Annotated in this window: 17 protein-coding genes; 12 read left to right on the top strand and 5 right to left on the bottom strand. The window is 71.5% G+C overall.

Annotated features, from left to right (window positions below):
* Positions 1 to 77: 77 nt before the first annotated feature.
* The 4 genes from AAHG09_RS18155 to AAHG09_RS18170 all read left to right on the top strand — a co-directional run bounded on the left by AAHG09_RS18155 (position 78) and on the right by AAHG09_RS18170 (position 2,675).
* Positions 78 to 347, top strand: coding sequence for a hypothetical protein (locus AAHG09_RS18155; RefSeq protein ID WP_007560631.1), 270 nt, complete (start codon positions 78 to 80; stop codon positions 345 to 347).
* Positions 348 to 496: 149 nt separating this feature from the next.
* Positions 497 to 1,237 carry a DnaJ family molecular chaperone gene (locus AAHG09_RS18160; protein ID WP_342108854.1) on the top strand — a complete coding sequence of 247 codons (741 nt, stop codon included), beginning with the start codon at positions 497 to 499 and terminating at the stop codon, positions 1,235 to 1,237.
* Positions 1,238 to 1,440: 203 nt separating this feature from the next.
* Complete coding sequence (locus AAHG09_RS18165; protein ID WP_342108855.1) at positions 1,441 to 1,614, top strand: hypothetical protein; 174 nt, start codon at positions 1,441 to 1,443, stop codon at positions 1,612 to 1,614.
* A gap of 302 nt (positions 1,615 to 1,916) precedes the next feature.
* Positions 1,917 to 2,675, top strand: coding sequence for an N-acetylmuramoyl-L-alanine amidase (locus tag AAHG09_RS18170; protein ID WP_342108856.1), 759 nt, complete (start codon positions 1,917 to 1,919; stop codon positions 2,673 to 2,675).
* 66 nt (positions 2,676 to 2,741) lie between these two features.
* Here the strand turns inward: AAHG09_RS18170 and AAHG09_RS18175 are convergent, their stop codons facing one another.
* Both AAHG09_RS18175 and AAHG09_RS18180 read right to left on the bottom strand, forming a co-directional pair.
* Complete coding sequence (locus tag AAHG09_RS18175; RefSeq protein ID WP_342108857.1) at positions 2,742 to 3,773, bottom strand: TerC family protein; 1,032 nt, start codon at positions 3,771 to 3,773, stop codon at positions 2,742 to 2,744.
* Between the two features lie 160 nt (positions 3,774 to 3,933).
* A complete protein-coding gene (locus tag AAHG09_RS18180; RefSeq protein ID WP_342108858.1) occupies positions 3,934 to 5,451 on the bottom strand; it encodes an MDR family MFS transporter in 1,518 nt (505 codons plus the stop codon).
* A gap of 176 nt (positions 5,452 to 5,627) precedes the next feature.
* On the opposite strand from AAHG09_RS18180, the gene AAHG09_RS18185 reads away from it, so the two are divergent.
* Positions 5,628 to 6,842 carry a TIGR03862 family flavoprotein gene (locus AAHG09_RS18185; protein WP_342108957.1) on the top strand — a complete coding sequence of 405 codons (1,215 nt, stop codon included), beginning with the start codon at positions 5,628 to 5,630 and terminating at the stop codon, positions 6,840 to 6,842.
* A 296-nt stretch (positions 6,843 to 7,138) separates the two neighbouring features.
* Here the strand turns inward: AAHG09_RS18185 and AAHG09_RS18190 are convergent, their stop codons facing one another.
* Complete coding sequence (locus AAHG09_RS18190) at positions 7,139 to 8,020, bottom strand: collagen-like protein (protein ID WP_342108859.1); 882 nt, start codon at positions 8,018 to 8,020, stop codon at positions 7,139 to 7,141.
* A gap of 232 nt (positions 8,021 to 8,252) precedes the next feature.
* Here AAHG09_RS18190 and AAHG09_RS18195 point away from each other — a divergent pair, with 232 nt between their 5' ends.
* The 7 genes from AAHG09_RS18195 (at position 8,253) to AAHG09_RS18225 (ending at position 16,951) form a co-directional block, all read left to right on the top strand.
* Complete coding sequence (locus AAHG09_RS18195; RefSeq protein WP_342108860.1) at positions 8,253 to 9,056, top strand: ImuA family protein; 804 nt, start codon at positions 8,253 to 8,255, stop codon at positions 9,054 to 9,056.
* Positions 8,983 to 10,746 (top strand): DUF6504 family protein, encoded by a 1,764-nt coding sequence (locus AAHG09_RS18200; protein WP_342108861.1) that lies wholly within the window; start codon positions 8,983 to 8,985, stop codon positions 10,744 to 10,746. Before AAHG09_RS18195 ends, AAHG09_RS18200 begins: the two co-directional genes overlap by 74 nt.
* On the top strand, positions 10,743 to 14,021 hold the full coding sequence (locus AAHG09_RS18205) for an error-prone DNA polymerase (protein WP_342108862.1): 3,279 nt from the start codon (positions 10,743 to 10,745) through the stop codon (positions 14,019 to 14,021). Before AAHG09_RS18200 ends, AAHG09_RS18205 begins: the two co-directional genes overlap by 4 nt.
* A gap of 180 nt (positions 14,022 to 14,201) precedes the next feature.
* Complete coding sequence (locus AAHG09_RS18210) at positions 14,202 to 15,320, top strand: histidine kinase dimerization/phosphoacceptor domain -containing protein (RefSeq protein ID WP_342108863.1); 1,119 nt, start codon at positions 14,202 to 14,204, stop codon at positions 15,318 to 15,320.
* Complete coding sequence (locus tag AAHG09_RS18215; protein WP_342108864.1) at positions 15,317 to 15,793, top strand: response regulator; 477 nt, start codon at positions 15,317 to 15,319, stop codon at positions 15,791 to 15,793. The genes AAHG09_RS18210 and AAHG09_RS18215 overlap by 4 nt, the downstream gene beginning before the upstream one ends.
* Before the next feature lie 15 nt (positions 15,794 to 15,808).
* Positions 15,809 to 16,270 (top strand): hypothetical protein, encoded by a 462-nt coding sequence (locus AAHG09_RS18220; protein WP_342108865.1) that lies wholly within the window; start codon positions 15,809 to 15,811, stop codon positions 16,268 to 16,270.
* A 66-nt stretch (positions 16,271 to 16,336) separates the two neighbouring features.
* Positions 16,337 to 16,951: a Uma2 family endonuclease gene (locus AAHG09_RS18225; protein WP_342108866.1), complete on the top strand. Its 615-nt coding sequence runs from the start codon at positions 16,337 to 16,339 to the stop codon at positions 16,949 to 16,951.
* On the opposite strand, the gene fae is transcribed toward AAHG09_RS18225, so the two are convergent.
* Positions 16,952 to 17,491 (bottom strand): formaldehyde-activating enzyme, encoded by a 540-nt coding sequence (fae, locus tag AAHG09_RS18230; RefSeq protein WP_020092273.1) that lies wholly within the window; start codon positions 17,489 to 17,491, stop codon positions 16,952 to 16,954.
* Positions 17,492 to 17,552: 61 nt separating this feature from the next.
* Positions 17,553 to 18,794, bottom strand: a complete 1,242-nt coding sequence (locus AAHG09_RS18235; protein ID WP_342108867.1) for an NRAMP family divalent metal transporter — start codon at positions 18,792 to 18,794, stop codon at positions 17,553 to 17,555.
* Between the last annotated feature and the right edge of the window lie 57 nt (positions 18,795 to 18,851).

The following is an 18,851-nucleotide window of genomic DNA, read 5'->3' on the forward strand; positions in this document are numbered from 1 at the left end:
TCGGGGCGATCCGCCACGACCACGGCTATCGGCCGGACGGATACACAGACCGGTTGCACAAGGGAGATCTGGGGACCATGAAAAAGCTGACTGCCGCCGCCCTCGCCACCATCGCCGCCCTGTCGCTCGGCGCCTGCAACACGCCTGAGGATCGGGCGCTCGGCGGAGCCGGCCTCGGTGCGCTCACCGGTGCGGCGATCGGCGCGGCCGCGACGGGCCGTGCGGGCGGCGCGCTCGCCGGCGCGGCGATCGGCGGCGCGGGCGGTGCCATCGTGGGCGCCTCGACCGCACCGCGCTGCCCCTACGGCACCTACCGCGACGCCTACGGCAACATCTACTGCCGCTAATCTCAAGGGTGGGCCGGGCGCGTCCCGGCCCTTCCGCGGCGGCTGAGGAGCGGGTATTTCCGCGCTCGGCCGGGGCGTCCCGGCGCCGGACCGACGCCGCTCCCGATGATCGCACCGCGCGCACGCTTCACCCCTGACCCGGATCGCCCATGACGTCGGCGGCCGAATCGCAGGGTGTCTGGGGCAAGATCGGCGGAGCCGGAATCGGCCTCGCGATCGGTGGCCCCCTCGGGGCGCTAATCGGCGGCGTGGCCGGTCATTTCCTGATGGACCGAGTCGGCGCGCCCTTCGGCCGGACGCCCCGCGACGTGGTGTTCACCACCGGCCTCGTGGCTCTGGCGGCCAAGATGGCCAAGTCCGACGGCGTCGTGCTGCCCTCCGAGGTTGAGGCGTTCGGCCGGGTCGTGCAGGTGGAGCCCGCCGCGCGGCCGGGCGTCGAGCGCCTGTTCGATCTCGCCAAGCGGACCACGAACGGGTTCGAGGCCTATGCGCGCCAGCTCGCCACGACCTTCGGCGACGAGCCGGCCCTCCTCGAGGACGTGCTCGACGGCCTGTTCCAGATCGCGGGGGCCGACGGGGCACTCCACGAGGCGGAGGAGCGCTACCTCCGGTCGGTCTCCAGCATCTTCGGCTTCGACGAGACCGCGTTCCAGCGGATCGCCGCCCGGCACGTGCGGCTGCCGGACGATCCCTACGCGGTCCTCGGCCTCGACCGGGACGCCGACGCGGCGACCTTGAAGGCCCGGCATCGGGAACTCGTGGCCGAGCATCATCCGGACCGGGCGCTGGCCCGCGGCCTGCCCACGGAGGCGGTGGCGATCGCGACCCGGCGCCTCGCCGCGATCAACGCCGCCTACGACCGGATCGTCGCGGAACGCGGGGTGTCGTGAGGCCGGATCCGGCCCGGGCGGCCGAATCCGGGCAGCCCGCGGTGCGGATTGGATCGTGGGCGGAGAGGCGTTCCGGCGATCTTCAAGTCTCCGGCATCGTGCGCCTTCGCCGGGGCAATCCGAAGGCTGTTGCGCGTCCTGCGATGAACCAAAGCAAAGGATGCGAATTGGTCCGCCGCGTCTCGCCGAGCCGGGAGAGGATCATGGCAACACAGTCTGCTCAGTGGATCGAGGGCATGGAGGCCAGGAAGGCCGGTCAACGTGCCGACAACAATCCCTATGAGGCCGGCTCCCAGCAGAGTGCCGATTGGCTGGATGGCTTCACCTACGACGAGCCGGAGCAGAACGTGGATCGTCCCGAGCCCGGCGAAGGCTAGTGCTCAGACGCACTCACTTCGTTCTTGCGAGTGAGTACTCGCTCATTGTTCCAGCATCAATCTTTCCAGACTCGGCTGAAGCCTCCGTCTTGATCGATGCACCAGCGTCCGTCCCTGTTCGAGCGGGGCCGCGGGTGTCGGCGGATGGTCCCCCCCCGCAGAACCGGTGGATTCTCCGGCGCGCCATCGTCGTGCGTGACCGGAACCACGATGCCGGCGCCGGGCGGGCCATGCGGCCGCCGGTCTACGGTTGCCGCTGACGGTCCGGTGCCTCTCGACGCGAACCGTGGCACAAGCGCGCCATGACGCTGACCCCCGACAGCCCCCTCGCCCGCCGCGTCGCCCCCTCGCCGAACCACGGCGAGCGCCGGGGCAGCCGGCCCGACATCCTGGTGCTGCACTACACCGGCATGGCCAGCGGGGCCGCCGCCCTGGCGCGGCTGCGCGATCCGCTGAGCGAGGTCTCGGCCCATTACCTCGTGTTCGAGGATGGCGGCATCGTCCAGATGGTGCCGGAGGCGCGCCGGGCGTGGCATGCGGGTGCGGGCATGTGGAAGGGCGAGACCGATATCAACGCCCGCTCCATCGGGGTCGAGATCGTCCATCCGGGCCATGCCGGCGGGCTACCGCCCTACCCGGCGGCGCAGGTCGATGCGGTGATCGTGCTGGCCCGGGACATCCTCGGCCGCTGGCCGATCCCGCCGGAACGGGTGCTCGCCCATTCCGACATCGCCCCCGAGCGCAAGGAGGATCCAGGGGAGACGTTTCCATGGGACCGCCTCGCGGCGGCGGGCATCGGCCACTGGGTGCCGCCCGCCACCCTGCGGGACGGGCGCTTCTTCGCCCAGGGCGATGCCGGCCAGCCCGTGGAGGCCCTTCAGGCGATGTTCGCCCTCTACGGTTACGACCTGCCGGTCACCGGGCTGTTCGACGCACGCACCCGGGCGGTGGTCACCGCGTTTCAGCGCCATTTCCGGCAGGCGCGGGTGGACGGCGTGGCCGACGCCTCGACCATCACCACCCTGCGGGACCTGATCGCGGCCCTGCCGGCGCAGGGCTGAGAGCCCCCGATACCAGGGCTCTCCCCCTGGACCCGCGAAAGGATCCAGTCCTTTCGGACCCGGACTTCAGGCCCTGTGGGCCCGCGCCGGGTGCGGGTGTTCGGACTCGTCCGGAACCGCGGGGGGGTCTTTCCGGGTGCGCCACAGGCTGTAGGCGACGCCCGCCGCCAGGAAGGTCAGCGTCACCACCAGGGAGACCCACGGCGGCACCGTGACGAGGCCGAACGTGTCGGCGACCACGATCTTGGTGCCGATGAAGATCAGGATGAAGGCGAGCGCCGTCTTGAGATAGGCGAAGCGATCCACCATCGCGGCGAGCGCGAAGTAGAGGGCGCGCAGCCCCAGGATCGCGAAGATGTTCGATGTGTAGACCACGAAGGTGTCGGTGGTGATCGCGAAGATCGCCGGCACGCTGTCGACCGCGAAGATCACGTCGGCGCCGTTGACCAGCACCAGGGCCAGCGCCAGCGGCGTGAACCACAGGGCGACCTTGCCGGTCTTCGGATCGGTCTTGCGGATGGCGAAGCGCTGGCCGTGCAGGTCCGGCGTGACCCGGAAGGTCTTCTTGAACCAGCGCACCACGGCACTGTTCTGGAAGTCGCCTTCGTCCTCCTCGCCCGAGATCAGGATCTTCAGGCCGGCATAGATCAGGAAGGCTGCGAACAGCGACAGCACCCAATGTACCTGATGCACCAGGGCGGCGCCGAGCCCGATCATCAGCCCGCGCAGCAGCACCGCCGCCAGGATGCCCCAGAGCAGGACCCGGTGCTGGGCGGCCCGCGGGATACCCAGAGCGGTCAGGATCATGGCGATGACGAAGACGTTGTCCATGGACAGCGACTTCTCGACCACGAGGCCGGTGACGTATTCCTCGCCGGCCTGGGGCCCGAGATACCACCAGATCCAGCCGCCGAAGGCGAGGCCGAGGGCTAGATAGAAGCCGGTGAGCAATAGGCTCTCCCGGACGCCGATCTCGTGCTCCTTGTCCCGGTGCAGGAGGCCGAGGTCGAAGGCGAGCAAACACGCGATCAGGACGTGGAAGCCGAGCCACATCCACAACGGCTTGCCGAGCCATTCGATGGTGAGAACGTCCATCATACGCGGGACCTGATGCTGATTCCGAATGGAAAGCATCGGCTCCGACATCACGGGCGCTGGGAAGCGCCCGCCAGAGGGGCCCGCAGCCGATGAGGCCGAGGTAAGCGGTGATCCGGGCGAATCAAGGGCAGACGCGCGGCCACGCTTCGCGCAGGGCGGCTTACGCCTCCGGCGCTTCCGGCGCGCCGCTCATCCGCGGCGTGCCCTGGCCACCCAGCGGCCGCTCCTCCATCAGCGCCAGGAACGCGAAGGCCGCCAGCAATCCTAAGCAGGCCGCCCCGAACACGTATCGGAAGGTCAGGGCGAGCTGCGCCGGGTCGGCGCCGCGGATCAGGCTCTCGACATCGTGCCCCCCGGCCCCGCCCGAGGCGCCACCCAGAACGATCGTGCCGAAGGCCGCCACGATCAGCGCCCCGCCCAGCGACCGGAAGAAATTCATGGAGGCCGTGGCGATGCCGAGCTGGTGGCGCGCCACCGCGTTCTGGATCGCGATGGTCGAGAGCGGCAGGATCGTCCCGATCCCCATGGAGAGCAGCGCGAACAGCACCTCCATCAGCCAGAACGGCAGCGCCCGTCCCTGCCACGCGATGACGGCGCAGCAGGCGATGCTGACGCTCATCATGATGAGCGGCACCCGCTTGTAGTGCCGGAAATAGATCATCGACCGGCCCGACAGGGTGGCGCCCGTCACGGTGCCGATCATGAGCGGCACCAACGCCACGCCGGACTCGCTCGCCGAGAGGCCGATCACCCCTTCGAGGAAGATCGGCACGTAGATGGTGAGCCCGATGAAGGTGCCCATGGCGAAGCAGGCCGCGAGCGTCGCGCTGTAGACCACTTGGTTGCGCAGCACCTCGGTGGGGATCAGCGGCTCGGGTGCCGTGGCGAGCCGGGCCGCGAAGCCGCCGCCGAGCACGAGGGCCAGGGCGAGGAGGCTCAGCACCGGCGCCGAGCCCCAGGGATAGCGCACGCCGCCCCAGCTCAGGGCGAGCAGCAGGGCGATCGAGCCCGAGACCATCAGAGCGGCCCCGGGCCAGTCGAGCCGATGGCGCCGCTCGTGGCGGGGCAGGCGCTTCAGGTTGGCGTTGGTCAGCGCGAAGGCGAGGATTCCGATCGGCAGGTTGATCCAGAAGATCAGCGACCAGTGCAGGTGCTGGGCGAAGAAGCCGCCGAGCAGCGGTCCGGCCACCGAGGCCGCCACGAACACCCCGGCGATCACCACCTGATAGCGCGCCCGCTCCTTGGGGGACATGATGTCGGCGAGGATCGTCTGCGACAGCGCGATCAGCCCGCCGCCGCCGATCCCCTGGAGGCCCCGGGCCAGCGCCAGCCCCACCATCGTGGGGGCGAGCGCGCAGGCGACCGAACCGAGCACGAAGGTCGTGATGGCGATCAGCAGCATGATCCGCCGGCCGTGGATGTCGGACAGCTTGCCGTAGAGCGGCGTCACCGCGGTGGAGGCGAGCAGGTAGGCGGTGACGATCCAGGGCAGGTTGGCGGCGTCGCCCAGAGCCAGCCCGATGGTCGGCATGGCGGTCGCCACGATGGTCTGGTCGAGGGCCGCGAGCAGCATCGCGGTCATCAGGCCGTAGACGATCGCGCGGATCTCAGCCTGGCCGAGCTGGGCCTGCGCGGCGGGAATGCTCGGACTCCCGGTGATGGCGACGGGGCTGGCCACGTGTCTGAGCCTCTGTGGTTTCGGGAAGCGCGGCCGAGCCAGGCGCGTCGAGTGCGGCAGCTTCGGGGATGAAGGAGAATTTTTTTCTGCCGGTCCGGGTTCCGCGGCTCGACCACGGCCCGCTCACCGCGGCCCCACCCTTGACAGGACCGGCCTGCCTGCCCCTCTCCCGGCGGATGCCGCAGGACAGGGACGAGATCGCCATCGTGGGCGGTGGGCCGGCCGGGCTCGCCGCGGCCGAGGTGCTGGGCGAGGCCGGCCGGGCGGTCACGGTCTACGAGCGCATGCCCTCGGTCGCCCGCAAGCTGCTGATCGCCGGGCGGGGCGGCCTCAACATCACCCACAGCGAGGTGCGACGGGACTTCCTCGCCCGCTACCATCCGCACGGCTACCTCGACGCCGCCATCGCGGCCTTCCCGCCCGAGACCCTGCGGGATTGGTGCGCGGAGCTCGGCGAGCCGACCTTCGTGGGATCGAGCGGGCGCGTCTTCCCGCGGAGCTTCAAGGCCTCGCCCCTGCTGCGGGGATGGCTCGCGCGGCTCGAAAGCCTCGGCGTCCGGATCCGGACCCGGCACCGGCTCACGGCCCTGGGCGCGGCGCTGGCCTTCGAGACCCCGGACGGCCCCATCGAGATCCGGCCCCGGGCGACCCTGCTGGCGCTCGGCGGGGCGAGCTGGCCGCGGCTCGGCTCGGACGGGCGCTGGGTGCCGCTCCTCGAAGGGCTCGGCGTCGCGGTCGCGCCCCTGCGGCCGGCCAATGTCGGCTTCGCGGTGGCGTGGTCCGATGTGTTCCGGCAGCGCTTCGCCGGCGCGCCGCTGAAGCGCATCGCCCTCGCCTGCGACGGCGCCATGGCGCGGGGCGAGGCCGTGGTCACGCAGGACGGCCTTGAGGGCGGTGCGGTCTACGCCCTGTCGCGGGTTCTCCGAGAGGCGATCGCCGCCCGGGGCAGCGCCGAGCTCGTCATTGACCTGCGGCCGGACCTCACCCGGGACGCCCTCGCCCGCCGCCTGTCCGGCGCCCGGCCCGGCGATTCCACCGCGACCCGGCTGCGCAAGGCCGCGGGTCTGCCGCCCGTGGCGGTGGGCCTCCTGCGCGAGACGGCCGCCACCCTCCCGGCCGATCCCGGGGCGCTCGCCGGGCTGATCAAGGCCGCACCGCTCACCCTCACCGCCCCGGCACCGATCGAGCGGGCGATCTCGACGGCGGGCGGTGTCCGGCTCGACGCCCTCGACGGGCGGTCGATGCTGCGGGGGCATCCCGGCCTGTTCGTGGCGGGCGAGATGCTCGACTGGGAGGCCCCGACCGGCGGCTACCTGCTCCAGGGCAGCATCGCGGGCGGCCGGGCGGCCGCCGCCGGGATGCGCGACTGGCTGGCCGAAACCGGCGGCTGAGGTCGGCGACCCGCTCCGACAATCGAGTTTTCGTTCTCAAGGCCGAGCCAGGATGGGATTCCCCTCGCCCCGCTTGCGGGGAGAGGGATGCGACGACCTCGTCGTCGGGGCATCGAGGCGGCAGCCGAAGGTGAGGGGGCGATCCCGGAAGAGACTCGCCCGGAATCGCCCCCTCACCGCCGCTCCGGCTTCGCCTCCGCTTCCCGCAGGCACGACAAGGTGCCTGCGGGCCGTTCCCCGCGCGCAGGGAGAGGGGGCTCACGTCCGGCTCTGCTGAAACCGGGCCCTCTGTCGGACTACGGCCGCGTGCAGAAGCCCACGATCCCGGCGGCCTCCCCCGGGCAGGTGGCGCCCTCCCCGTCATAGGTCGGCGTGCCGGCCTTGAGGCAATGGGCGGTGACCAGCGTCTCCCCGGCCTCGCAGGTCACGGTGCAGCCGCCCGCGCAGTCGGATTTCCGCACCGGCCGCAGGGCGGCGGAGGCGCCAGCCTCGCCGCGCGCACCCGCCCCGCCCGCCGGACCGGCCTGACCTCTCAAGCCCGGAGCCCCCTGGCTGCCCGAAGCCCCCTTCTCGCCCGGCTCGCCCTTCGGGCCGGGGGCGCCCTGGGGACCAACAGGACCCTGGGGGCCGGTATCGCCCTTCGGACCCGCTTCGCCCTTGGCACCCGTTTCGCCCTTCGGGCCCACTTCGCCCTTGGGGCCCGCATCGCCCTTGGGGCCCATCTCGCCCTGGGGACCCTGATCCCCCTTCGCCCCCGTCTCGCCGGGTGGTCCTGCGACCCCCTGCGGGCCGGGCGGGCCCGGAGGACCTTCGGGGGCGCAGTTCGCCACCACCGCCTCGCGCTCGTCCGGTTCGGATTTCAGCGTCACCACGCAGGTCGAAGGCCGATAGGGAAGGCGGAAGACGAACCGTCCGCGCCGGTCGGCCTGGATCGAGATGTCGTCGTCCAGCACCACGATGGCGCCGGGCTTGCGCACCGAGCCCGAGATCCGCAGGTCGCCGGCCTCGATGCGGGCGTCGTAGACCATGATCGGCTGGTTCGGCTGCTGCGCAGGCCGGGCCTTCGCCCGGTCCCGTGCCTGTGTCGGACGGCCCGGACTTCCAGGATCCGCCGGCTGCTGGGCCAGCGCCGCCCCCGACAGGGCGAGCAGGAGCGTGAGAGCGAGGCTTGAGCGCATGCGCAGTCCGTATCGACCGCGTCCGGCACGCGGCAGCCGACTTGTGGGCTCGCTCTGCGATTGCGGTCAACCGTGACCGTTGAAACCGGCGGCGAGGGCCGATTCCACAGGCGTCCACATCCGTCCACAGGCCAAGCTGCTGCGGGAGCGCAGGATTCCAAGGCCCCGCGGAAACCGTTTGAACGTGTTCCTGTTATGTTCCTATCGTCCGTCATGACCGGAGCCGACGGAGATGGGGCTGGACCCTTCGGACGAGACTGGGCGCGATCCTGGGCGCGATTGTGGGCGGACGCCCGCGCGCGGCGAGCCGCGGGCACGGCTGGCGGCCCTGCGGGCGCAGCTCGCGCCGCCGGACGAGGGACGGGTCCTGCGCCCGGTCCTGCCGCTCGGCCTGCCCGCCCTCGACGATCACCTGCCCGGCGGCGGCCTCGCCCTCGGGCCGCCGCACGAGATCGCGCCGGCCGGGCCCGCGGACGGGGTCGCGGCCCTCGGCTTCGCCCTCGCACTCTGTGGCCTTCACCTGTCCCGGGTGTCCGGGCAGGCGCTGATCGCCGCCGCCCCCGGCGAGCCCCTGCCCTACGGCCATGGGCTGATGGGTCTCGGCCTCGATCCCGGCCGCCTGCTCCTCCTGGAGGCCGGCAGCGACGGCGAGGTGTTTCGCGCCCTGGAGGCGGCCCTGCACGCCCGCGCCCTGGCGGCCCTGATCGGGCTCCTGCGGGACGGGCTGCCGCTGAAGCCGGGCCGGCGCCTGCAACTCGCCGCCGAAGGCCCCGACCCGCCGCTCCTGCTGCTGCTGCGGCCCGGGGAGGCCGAGCTGCCCAACGGGGCCGCCACCCGCTGGCGGATCGCCGCCGCCCCCGCGTCCCGGGACCGGTTCGGCACCCTCGACAGGCCGCGCTGGCGGGCGCGGCTCGAACGCTGCCGCAACGGGCGCGGCGGTGACTGGCTTCTGGAGTGGGACCATGCCGCGCATCGTCTGCATCTGCCTGAGCCACTGGCCGGTGACGCGGCTGCGTCGGGCCGGTCTCGCGCCTGAGGGCGGGCCAATGGCGGTGGCCGCCGAGGGGCCGGGCGGCCTGCGGCTCCTCGCCCTCGATCCGGCGGCCCAGGCTCTGGGCCTGCGGCCCGGCGAGCCCCTGGGGCGGGTCCGGGCGCGGATCGGCGTGCCGCTCCAGGTCTACCCCGCCGACCCGGCGGCCGATCGGGACGCCCTGCTGCGCCTCTGTCGCTGGGCTTGCCGCTACGCGCCCGTCGTGGCGCCGTTCGGCCCGGCCGAGGCGTCGGAAGGGCTCTATATCGACGTCGCCGGGGCGAGCCATCTGTGCGGCGGCGAGGCGCACCTCCTCGACGATCTGGCGGGCCGTCTCGCGCGGGCCGACATCCCGGCGCGGATCGCGCTCGCCGACACCCCCGGCGGCGCCTTCGCGCTGGCCCGCCACGGCGCGGCCGACCGGATCGTCGTGCCGCCGGGCGGGGCCGCCGGGGCGCTGCGAGGCTTGCCGGTGCAGGCCCTGCGCCTCGATCCCGGTACGGTGGCGGGCCTGAAGCGGCTCGGCCTGCGCCGGATCGGCGACCTCGACGCCCTGCCCCGCGGACCGCTGGCCCGCCGGTTCGGCGCGGCGCTGCTGCTGCGGCTCGATCAGGCCCTGGCGCGCCGGCCCGAGCCCCTGGCGCCGCTCACGGAGGCGGCCGACTATGCCGCCGCCCGCGGCTTCCTCGATCCGATCGGCCGCCAATCGGACATCGTCCGGACCGCCCACGACCTGATGGCGGAGCTCGCCCCCCGGTTGGAGCGGGACGGGCTCGGCGCCTGCGCGCTGCGTCTCGCCCTGCACCGGGTCGACGGGGCCGTGCGCGCCCTCGATCTCGGCCTGTCCCGGCCCGAGCGCGATCCGGAGCGGGTCGCCGCCCTGGTGTCGCTGCGCCTCGACCGGCTGGGGCGTGCCCTCGATGCCGGCTTCGGCTTCGAGACGGTGGACCTCGCCGTGACGGTGACGGGCGCCATGCCGGCCCGCCAGACGGATCTCGGCGCGGCATCCGCGGGCGATGGAATCGGGTTCCTGGCCGACGCCCTGGCGCAGCGGCTCGGTCGGGCGCTGCTCCGGCTCGAACCACGGGCGAGCCATCTGCCGGAGCGGGTTGAGCGGGGTGTTCTTTGGGTGGCCGGAGGGGGGGCGGGATCGTCAGTGGATAAGGGCATCCGCTGGACGCGGGCGCATCTCCCTCCCCCCTCTGCGGGGGAGGGTGGCCCGCGAAGCGGGTCGGGAGAGGGGAGCGACGGTGCAGAATACGGCGCGGCCTTCACGTCGGGCGAGCCCTTGCCTGAAGCGTTGCTCCCCTCTCCCCCCCTGCTTCGCAGGGTACCCTCCCCCGCAGAGGGGGGAGGGAGGGCGCGTGCCATGACATGCCCCCTCGCCTCCCCCTGGCCCGACCACCTCCCGCCCCGCCCCCTGGTGCTGTTCCCCCGGGGCGAGGCCGCTCTCGACGTGCTGTCCACCGTGCCCGAGGGGCCGCCCCGGCGCTTCCGCTGGCGGGCGCAGATCCACCGGGTCGCCCATGCCGAGGGGCCGGAGCGGATCGCATCCGAGTGGTGGCGCGAGCCCGGCGAGCCCCGCGACTATTACCGCGTCGAGTGCGAGGCCGGGCACCGGCTCTGGCTCTATCGCGACGGGCCGCACGCCCCCGACCGTCCGGCGGCGTGGTACGTCCACGGGCTGTTCGCGTGAGCGGCCTCGCTTACGCCGAACTCGCCGTCACCACGAACTTCTCCTTCCTGCACGGCGCCTCGCACCCGCAGGAATTCGTCGTGCAGGCGGCGGCCTACGGCCTCACGGCGATCGGCATCGCCGACCGCAACACCGTGGCCGGCGTGGTGCGCGCCCACGCGGCGGCCCGCGCTCTGGAGGGCAGCGCGATCCGGATCCTGCCGGGGGTGCGCCTCGTCACCGAGGAGGGATTCGAGGCCGTCACCTACCCGATGAACCGGGACGCCTGGGGGCGCCTGTGCCGGCTGCTCACCCTGGGCAACCGCCGGGTCCGCAAGGGCGAATGCCGCTTCGCCTTCGCCGAGATGCTGGAGGCCGCCGAGGGGCAGATCTTCATCGCCATGCCCCCCGCCCGGCGCTTGTCCGATGGGTTCCGGGCGCGGCTGGAGGCGCTGTCCGCCGCGGCGCCGGGCCGGACCTTCCTGGGGGCGAGCCATGCCCGCCGGGGCGACGAGCGGCGGCGCCTCGGGCTGCTCGCCGAGTTGGGTGCGGCCGCCGGCGCCCCGATGGTCGCGGTCTCGGACGCGCTCTATCACCATCCCGAACGGCGCCCGCTGCAGGACGTGGTCACCTGCATCCGCGAAGGCTGCCGGATCGGGGAGGCCGGCTACCGCCTGGAGGCCAATGCCGAGCGCCATCTGAAGCCCGGCGCCGAAATGGCCCGGCTGTTCGCCGACCACCCGGCGGCGCTCGCCCGCACCGTCGAGATCGCCGAGGCCTGCGACTTCAGCCTGTCGGAACTGCACTACGAGTATCCCGACGAGCCGGTGCCCCCGGGCCGCACGCCGCAGGCCTACCTGGAGGAGATCACCTGGGAGCGGGCCCGCTGGCGCTATGCCGGTGAGATTCCGTCCTCCGTCGCGGCGACGCTCCACGAGGAGCTCCGGCTCATCGCCAAGATGAACTACGCCCGCTACTTCCTGACCCTGTTCGACGTCGTCGAATTCGCCCGCAGCAAGGGCATCCTCTGCCAGGGCCGCGGCTCGGCGGCCAACTCCGCAGTGTGCTTCTGCCTGGGCATCACCGCGGTGGACCCGTCGAAGCACCGGCTGCTCTTCGCCCGCTTCATCTCGGAGAACCGGGGCGAGCCCCCCGACATCGACGTCGATTTCGAGCACGAGCGCCGGGAGGAGGTGATCCAGCACCTCTACGCCCGCTACGGCCGGGAGCGCGCCGCCCTCTGCGCCACCGTGATCCATTACCGCCCGCGCATGGCGATCCGCGAGGTCGGCAAGGTGCTGGGCCTGACCGAGGACGTGACCGCTTCGATCGCCGACACGGTCTGGGGCTCCTGGGGCACCGGCATGCCGGACCAGCACGTGCGCGAGGCCGGCCTCGACCCGGAGAATCCCGCGATCCGGCAGGCGCTGGATCTCGCCCACCAGCTGATCGGCTTCCCCCGCCACCTGTCGCAGCATGTCGGCGGCTTCGTGCTGACCCGGGGCCGCCTCGACGAGACCGTGCCGGTGGGCAACGGCGCCATGGCGGATCGCACCTTCATCGAGTGGGACAAGGACGACATCGACGCGATCGGCCTGATGAAGGTCGACGTGCTGGCGCTCGGCATGCTGACCTGCCTCAAGCGCGGCCTCGACTTCCTGGAGCGGGACCACGGCACCTTCTACGCGACGCTCGCCGATCTGCCGCAGGAGGATCCCGAGACTTACGCGATGCTGGCGCGTGCCGATTCCGTCGGCGTGTTCCAGGTCGAGAGCCGGGCGCAGATGTCGATGCTGCCGCGCCTCAAGCCGAAGGAGTTCTACGACCTCGTGGTGCAGGTCGCGATCGTGCGCCCCGGCCCGATCCAGGGCGACATGGTCCATCCCTACCTGCGCCGCCGCTCCGGGATCGACCCGGTGGAATACCCGGCCCCGCATCCGGACCACGGCCCGGCGGACGAGCTGGAGGAGGTCCTGAAAAAGACCTACGGCGTGCCCCTCTTCCAGGAGCACGCCATGCAGATCGCCATCACGGCGGCGGGCTTCACCCCGGCCGAGGCCGATGGGCTGCGCCGGGCGATGGCGACCTTCCGCCATGTCGGCTCGATCGGCGGGTTTGCGGACAAGTTCGTGGGCGGCATGACCCGCCGGGGCTATCCGCAGGACTTCGCCGAGCGCTGCTTCGCGCAGATCCGCGGCTTCTCCACCTACGGCTTCCCGGAGAGCCACGCGGCGAGCTTCGCGCTCCTCGTCTACGCCTCGGCCTGGATGAAGTGCCGGCACCCCGACGTCTTCCTGGCCGCGATCCTCAACGCCCAGCCCATGGGCTTCTATCAGCCGGCCCAGCTGGTGCGCGACGCCCGCGCCCATGGGGTCGAGGTGCGGGGCGTCTGCGTCAACGCCAGCGACTGGGACTGCACCCTGGAGCCGGCGGGCGACCCGACGCGGCACGCCGTGCGGATCGGCCTGCGCGTCGTGCGCGGCCTGCCGGAGGCCGCGATGCGCCGGCTCGTGCGGCTGCGGGCCAACGGCTATGCCAGCATCGAGGGGCTTCAGGCGTCCCTCGCCCTGCCCCGCAACGCCCTGGAGCGGCTGGCCGAGGCCGACGCGTTCCGGTCGCTCGGCCTCGACCGGCGCGCCGCCCTCTGGATGGTCCGCACCCTGGAGGGGACCTCATCCCGCAAGGCGGCTCAAGCTGATGGATCCGAGCGCCGCGCCCATCTCCTCGACGCGCCCCTGCCGCTCTTCGCGTGGCACGCCGATGACGGCCTGTTCCGCCACGAGCCGGCGGTGGAGCTTCCGGCCCTGGCCCAATCCGAGGCCGTGGCCGAGGATTATGCCGCCACCGGCCTGTCGCTCCAGGGTCATCCGGTCGCCTTCTTCCGGGGGCGGCTCGCCCGGATCGGCGCGATCCCGGCCCGGGCGCATTGCGATCCTGCCCTGGCCCAGGGCGCGCGGGTCACGGTGGCGGGGCTCGTGCTGATCCGCCAGCGGCCGGGCACCGCCAAGGGCGTGGTCTTCCTGACCCTGGAGGACGAGACCGGCATCGCCAACGTGATCGTCTGGAAGACGGTGTTCGAGGCCAACCGGCGCATCGCCATGCAGGCCCGGTTCCTGGCCGTGCGCGGCCGGATCCAGCGGGCGGACGGGGTGGTCCACCTCGTAGCCGAGGGGTTTCGCGATCTCACCGCATCGCTTCGCGATCTGCGCGAGGCCGGGATGAAGCTGCCGCCCGAGACTACGGATTTCGGCGTGGCACAGGACCGGCGGGTCTATCGAAGCCGGGATTTCCACTGAGGCCCGATGATAACCTGAAATTGCGGGTGGTGCGGCGTTCTGTCTAGCTAAGTTTGGAATGAAAGCATGTCAGTCCCGAACTCTTGCCGCACCTGATCCGTTAAGGTCGCAGGCCGCGGCAGCGCGGCCAGGATTCGATTGCCGGAGGTGACGAACGCTGGGCAGGAGAGAGCAGGTTCGATGGAACAGCCCGACGCTTGGCACCAGACAGACCGGCTCGACGCCGAACAGGGCAAGGGCGACCCGTTCGCCGCCGCGGTCCGCGCCACGCGGATGCCGATGATCATCACCAATCCGCGCCTGAACGACAATCCGATCGTCTACGCCAACGACGCCTTCCTGCGCATGACCGGCTACGGCCGGGACGAGGTGATGGGCCGCAACTGCCGGTTTCTCCAGGGCAAGGAGACCGACCGTGGCGCCATCGCGCTGATCCGCGAGGCGGTCGAGGCCAACACCGACATCGCGATCGACATCCTGAACTACCGCAAGGACGGGATGCCGTTCTGGAACGCGCTCTATCTGAGCCCGGTCGTCAACGAGGCCGGCCAGGTGCTGTTCTTCTTCGCCTCGCAGCTCGACGTCACCGACCGGGTGGACGCGCATCTGCGGGTCCAGCAGGAGAAGGACCGGTTCGAGGCCGAGGTCGCCCACCGGACCCGCGACCTGACCGAGGCGCTCGCCACGCAGACCATGCTGGTCCATGAGGTCGATCATCGGGTCAAGAATAACCTTCAGATGATCGCGGCGCTGCTCGCGATGCAGACGCGGGCGATCACCGACCCGGCGGCGCGCACCGCCATGGAGTCGATGCTGACCCGGGTCGAGGCCCTGGGCACGGTCCATCGCCGGCTCTACCAGTCCAACAACGTCGAACGGTTCGACGTGGCCGAGTTCGCCCGCGACCTCGCCACCGACCTCGTCCGCGGCTCCGGCGACCGGATCCGCCTGCATCTCGACCTGGAGGCCGTGGAGATCCCGGTCGCCAAGGCGCCCCCCGTGGCGCTGATGATGAACGAGCTGATCACCAACGCCCTGAAGCACGCCTTCCCGGACGACCGGCCCGGCCGGCTCTCCGTGACGGTGGCGCCGGATTCGGCCTACTTCACCATCAAGATCGCCGATGACGGCGTCGGCATGCCCGTCCAGGTGATGGAACAGCGCTCCTTCGGGAAGCGCCTGATCGGCACGCTCTGCCGCCAGCTCAGCGCCAGCATCGCCTGGATGACCAACGATCCCGGCACGATCGTCAGCATACGCCTGCCGCGCGAGATGGCCGGCGGTCTGGAGGCCTCGTGACCGAGCCGCTCAGGATTCTCGTCGTCGAGGATGAAGCCCTCATCCTGATGCAGATCGAGATGATGCTGGAGGAGGCCGGCCACTGCGTCGTGGGCACGGCCATGACCGCCCGGAAGGCCATCGCCCTCGTCCACGAGACCCGGCCGGAACTCGTGCTCATCGATCTGCGCCTCGGCGACGGCTCCTCGGGCCTCGACGTGGCGCAGGCCGTGCGCGACCTCGGCGGCATCACGGCCGCGTTCATGACCGCCAACGCCCAGGCCCTCAACGAGGATATGGCGGGGGCCACGGCGGTGATCGCCAAGCCGTTCACCGGCACGGTGCTCGAAGAGTCCCTGACCTATCTGGAGGATTGCGTGCGCCGGCCGCCGCCCGCCGAGTTCGTGCCGCCGGGGATGCGCGTCGCGCCGGCCTGGCTCGCGAGCTTCGCCCGGATGCGGGCTGCCTTGCCCCCTCGACAGGGGCCGCACTGAAGCTAGAGTGCCGCCATGCCGAGCTCGACCGTACCGCGCCTCCTCGCCGCCCTCGCCTGCCTGCCACTGCTGGGTGCGGCCGCCCGGGCCGATACGTGCGACGACCTCGCCCGCCAGATCGCCGGGGCGATCGGCGGCAAGGTCGGCAAGCGCGCGGGCCCCAGCATCGACATCCGCCTCGCCGGGCCGATCAAGTTCGACGTGACCTGCCGGGCCGAGCCGATCGTGCAGGCGACCTCCGCCGAGCCCGCCCCCTCGGCGACCTTCTTCCGCGACCTCTCGGTGGCCTCCGAGATCCTGGTCGGCGAAGCGGCCTCGACCGTCGAGCCGATCATCGCCAACGCCTACCGGACCTCGCTGTCGGAGCGGCGCAAGTCGTTCATCCAGCAGAACGGCTGGTCGGCTTCCTGCTACACCGATCCGGGCAGCACCACGATGCGCACCCTGTGCTCGGTGGGGCGCATCCCGCCGGGATGAGGCGCCCTTGACCGGGCGGAGCGCTGGCGGAATTTTTGTCCTCCGTCGACTCGGCCCGGGCTGCCCATGACGACTCTCGAAACACCGCCCGTCCACAGGACCGATCCCCATCGGGGATTCTGGGACTTCATCGAGACGCGCCCCGATGAGGAGAAGTGGGAGCTTATCGAGGGCCAGATCGTGATGCAGGCTCGGCCGAGCCTCATCCATCAGGTCATTGTCGTAAATCTCCAGCGCCTCCTGAACGAAGCTCTGGAACGGTCGGGCTCCCCGTGGATCGCCATCCACGATCCCGCCATTGACCTCAGACCGTTCATCACGGGCCATACCTATGTCCCGGACGTCGCGGTCATCGACGCGGCCGCCATCGAGCCTGACCGCAACGTCGTTGACGGCTGTTATCTGGCCGCCGAGATCCTCTCGCCGAGCGACCACCGGACGCTGCCCGGCACGCGCCAGACGAAGATCGACGTCAAGCGCGCCGGCTACGAAGCCTTGCCGCTCTGTCAGGCCGTGCTCCTGATCGAGCAGAAGAGTCGCGCGCTGGCCCTTTCGATACGCAGCGGCGAGACCTGGACCCGCACCCGCCTGACCGGGGACGACCGTCTGGCCCTCCCCGGCTTCGGCCTCGATTGCGCCGTGGCCGATCTCTACGCCCGCACGCCCGTGGCGCAGGCCTGATCAGTACTCGATCACGCCGTCCAGGGCGTAGTGCTTCACGGTCTTCCGGTTGGCAATCAGCTCGTCCACCGTCGGCTCGCCCTTGAGGGCGCGGGCGATGGCGAGCTTCGTCGCCTCATAGTTGGTCCGGTACAGGTCCTTCTGGTCGAGGTTGTCGTCCTCGGCGCAGCGCTGATCGAGCCAGATCATGATGATCATGCACAGCTCGTCGAGCCCGTCCTTCGGCAGGATGCCCTCGATGATGCAATCCACGATCGCGTCGCCGGTGGCCGCCTGGACCACGCCGCCGAGGAGCTCGGCATACTCGGCCGTGTGGATCGTGACCTTGGTGGTCATCATCGTGGCGGGGCGCACGAGCTGGTTGAGGTCGCGCACCACGAACATCCGGGTGTGGCCCTGCACCTGCCCCATCATCGACGCGAAGGCCTGGCCCACCGGCCCGCGGACGGAGCCGATCAGCACCTCCGGCATGGCGTCGGTGTACTGGCCCTCGGCCGCCAGCACCGTGGCCTCGCCCGTGCGGAACCAGATCTCTTGCATGTGTCGACTCCACCTGATGGAGCCCGCGGGAGACATCATCGCGCCGCCCGCGTCAATCGCCTCAGAGCAGTCCGACCGCGTCGAGCACGCCGACCAGCGCGAAGGCGATCGTGACGCCCGAGACCGCGTAGACCACCCATTTGTAGGCGCCGTCCACGCGCTTGCCCTCCGGCAGGGCCCGGGTGGCGAGCAGGATCAGCAGGCCGAGCGCCAGCGGCAGCAGCAGGGCGTTCATCACCTCGACCGCGATGTTGAGCGCCACCAGATTCGGAACCAGCTGCACGGCCACCGCGCCGGCCACCACTACCAGCGTGAAGGCGCCGTAGAAGGCCGGCGCCTCCCGGGGTGACTGCTCCAACGAGTGCGCCTTCCCGGTCACGTCGCCGAACCCCCAGGCCAGCGCCAGCGATACGACGTTCAGCGCCACGAAGGCGGCCGCGATGATCCCGACCCCGAACACCACCTGCCCGAGCCAGGACCCCAGAGCCGGCGTGAAGGCACCCGCGAGGTCGCCCACGGTCTGCAGGCCGTCCTTGGTCCCCTGCCCGGCCTTGCCGATCGTGGCGGCGGCCGCGATCAGGATCGCCCCCATCACGCATTGCGAGATCACGGCGCCCACGATGGTGTCGAGCCGCGAGTTCCGCGCGTGGTCCCAGCCGAGGCCTTTGTCGACGATCGCCGATTGCTGGTAGAAGATCATCCACGGCATGATGACCGCGCCGATATTGGCCGCGATCAGCACCCGGAACTGGCCGTCCCCGAGCGGCATGTGGGCGAAGGACGACATGATCTCGCCCACGTTCGGCCGCGCCGCGATGGCGAGGCCGATGAAGACCAGCTCGAACAGGCCGACCACGATCGCGACCCGCTCGACGCGCCGGTAGCTGCCCGTGAACACCAGACCGAGGAGCAGGAGCGCCGGCAGGCCGAGGCTGACGAGGCGCGGCACCCCGAACAGGTCGCCGATGCCGGCGATGCCGGAGAATTCCGTCACGATGGCGCCGATCCCGGCGACCACGAGGCCGCCATAGGAGATCCAGGCCCAGACCGCCCCGTACTGCTCCCGGATCAGCTCGCCATGGCCCCGGCCGGTGGCGGTGCCGAGCCGCACCGTCAGCTCCTGGACGACGTAGAGGATCGGGATCAGCAGGATCTGCAGGAGCAGCAGCGAATAGCCCCAGCGGGCGCCGCTCTGGGCCGCCGTGATCAGGCTGCCGACATCCGTGTCGGCCAGCATGACGACGAGCCCGGGGCCCGCGGTCTTGAGGAACGTCGCGAGGCGAGGCAGGGAGGCGCTGGGCACGGCTCGGGAACAGTCCCCGACTCGGGTAGTTCCGGCGGAAGCCTGCGGCGTTTTCCC

This window comes from Methylobacterium guangdongense (assembly GCF_038442355.1).
In the GTDB taxonomy this organism is placed as follows: domain Bacteria; phylum Pseudomonadota; class Alphaproteobacteria; order Rhizobiales; family Beijerinckiaceae; genus Methylobacterium; species Methylobacterium guangdongense.

What these genes read in the sequence shown, in the direction of transcription:
- AAHG09_RS18200 (WP_342108861.1), top strand. Translation starts at nt 8,983, where the DNA reads ATGCCGCGCATCGTCTGCATCTGCCTGAGCCACTGGCCGGTGACGCGG.
- AAHG09_RS18165 (WP_342108855.1), top strand. Translation starts at nt 1,441, where the DNA reads ATGGCAACACAGTCTGCTCAGTGGATCGAGGGCATGGAGGCCAGGAAG.
- AAHG09_RS18220 (WP_342108865.1), top strand. Translation starts at nt 15,809, where the DNA reads ATGCCGAGCTCGACCGTACCGCGCCTCCTCGCCGCCCTCGCCTGCCTG.
- AAHG09_RS18155 (WP_007560631.1), top strand. Translation starts at nt 78, where the DNA reads ATGAAAAAGCTGACTGCCGCCGCCCTCGCCACCATCGCCGCCCTGTCG.
- AAHG09_RS18160 (WP_342108854.1), top strand. Translation starts at nt 497, where the DNA reads ATGACGTCGGCGGCCGAATCGCAGGGTGTCTGGGGCAAGATCGGCGGA.
- AAHG09_RS18190 (WP_342108859.1), bottom strand. Translation starts at nt 8,020, where the DNA reads ATGCGCTCAAGCCTCGCTCTCACGCTCCTGCTCGCCCTGTCGGGGGCG.
- AAHG09_RS18210 (WP_342108863.1), top strand. Translation starts at nt 14,202, where the DNA reads ATGGAACAGCCCGACGCTTGGCACCAGACAGACCGGCTCGACGCCGAA.
- AAHG09_RS18170 (WP_342108856.1), top strand. Translation starts at nt 1,917, where the DNA reads ATGACGCTGACCCCCGACAGCCCCCTCGCCCGCCGCGTCGCCCCCTCG.
- AAHG09_RS18225 (WP_342108866.1), top strand. Translation starts at nt 16,337, where the DNA reads ATGACGACTCTCGAAACACCGCCCGTCCACAGGACCGATCCCCATCGG.
- AAHG09_RS18185 (WP_342108957.1), top strand. Translation starts at nt 5,628, where the DNA reads ATGCCGCAGGACAGGGACGAGATCGCCATCGTGGGCGGTGGGCCGGCC.
- fae (WP_020092273.1), bottom strand. Translation starts at nt 17,491, where the DNA reads ATGCAAGAGATCTGGTTCCGCACGGGCGAGGCCACGGTGCTGGCGGCC.
- AAHG09_RS18195 (WP_342108860.1), top strand. Translation starts at nt 8,253, where the DNA reads ATGGGGCTGGACCCTTCGGACGAGACTGGGCGCGATCCTGGGCGCGAT.
- AAHG09_RS18175 (WP_342108857.1), bottom strand. Translation starts at nt 3,773, where the DNA reads ATGATGGACGTTCTCACCATCGAATGGCTCGGCAAGCCGTTGTGGATG.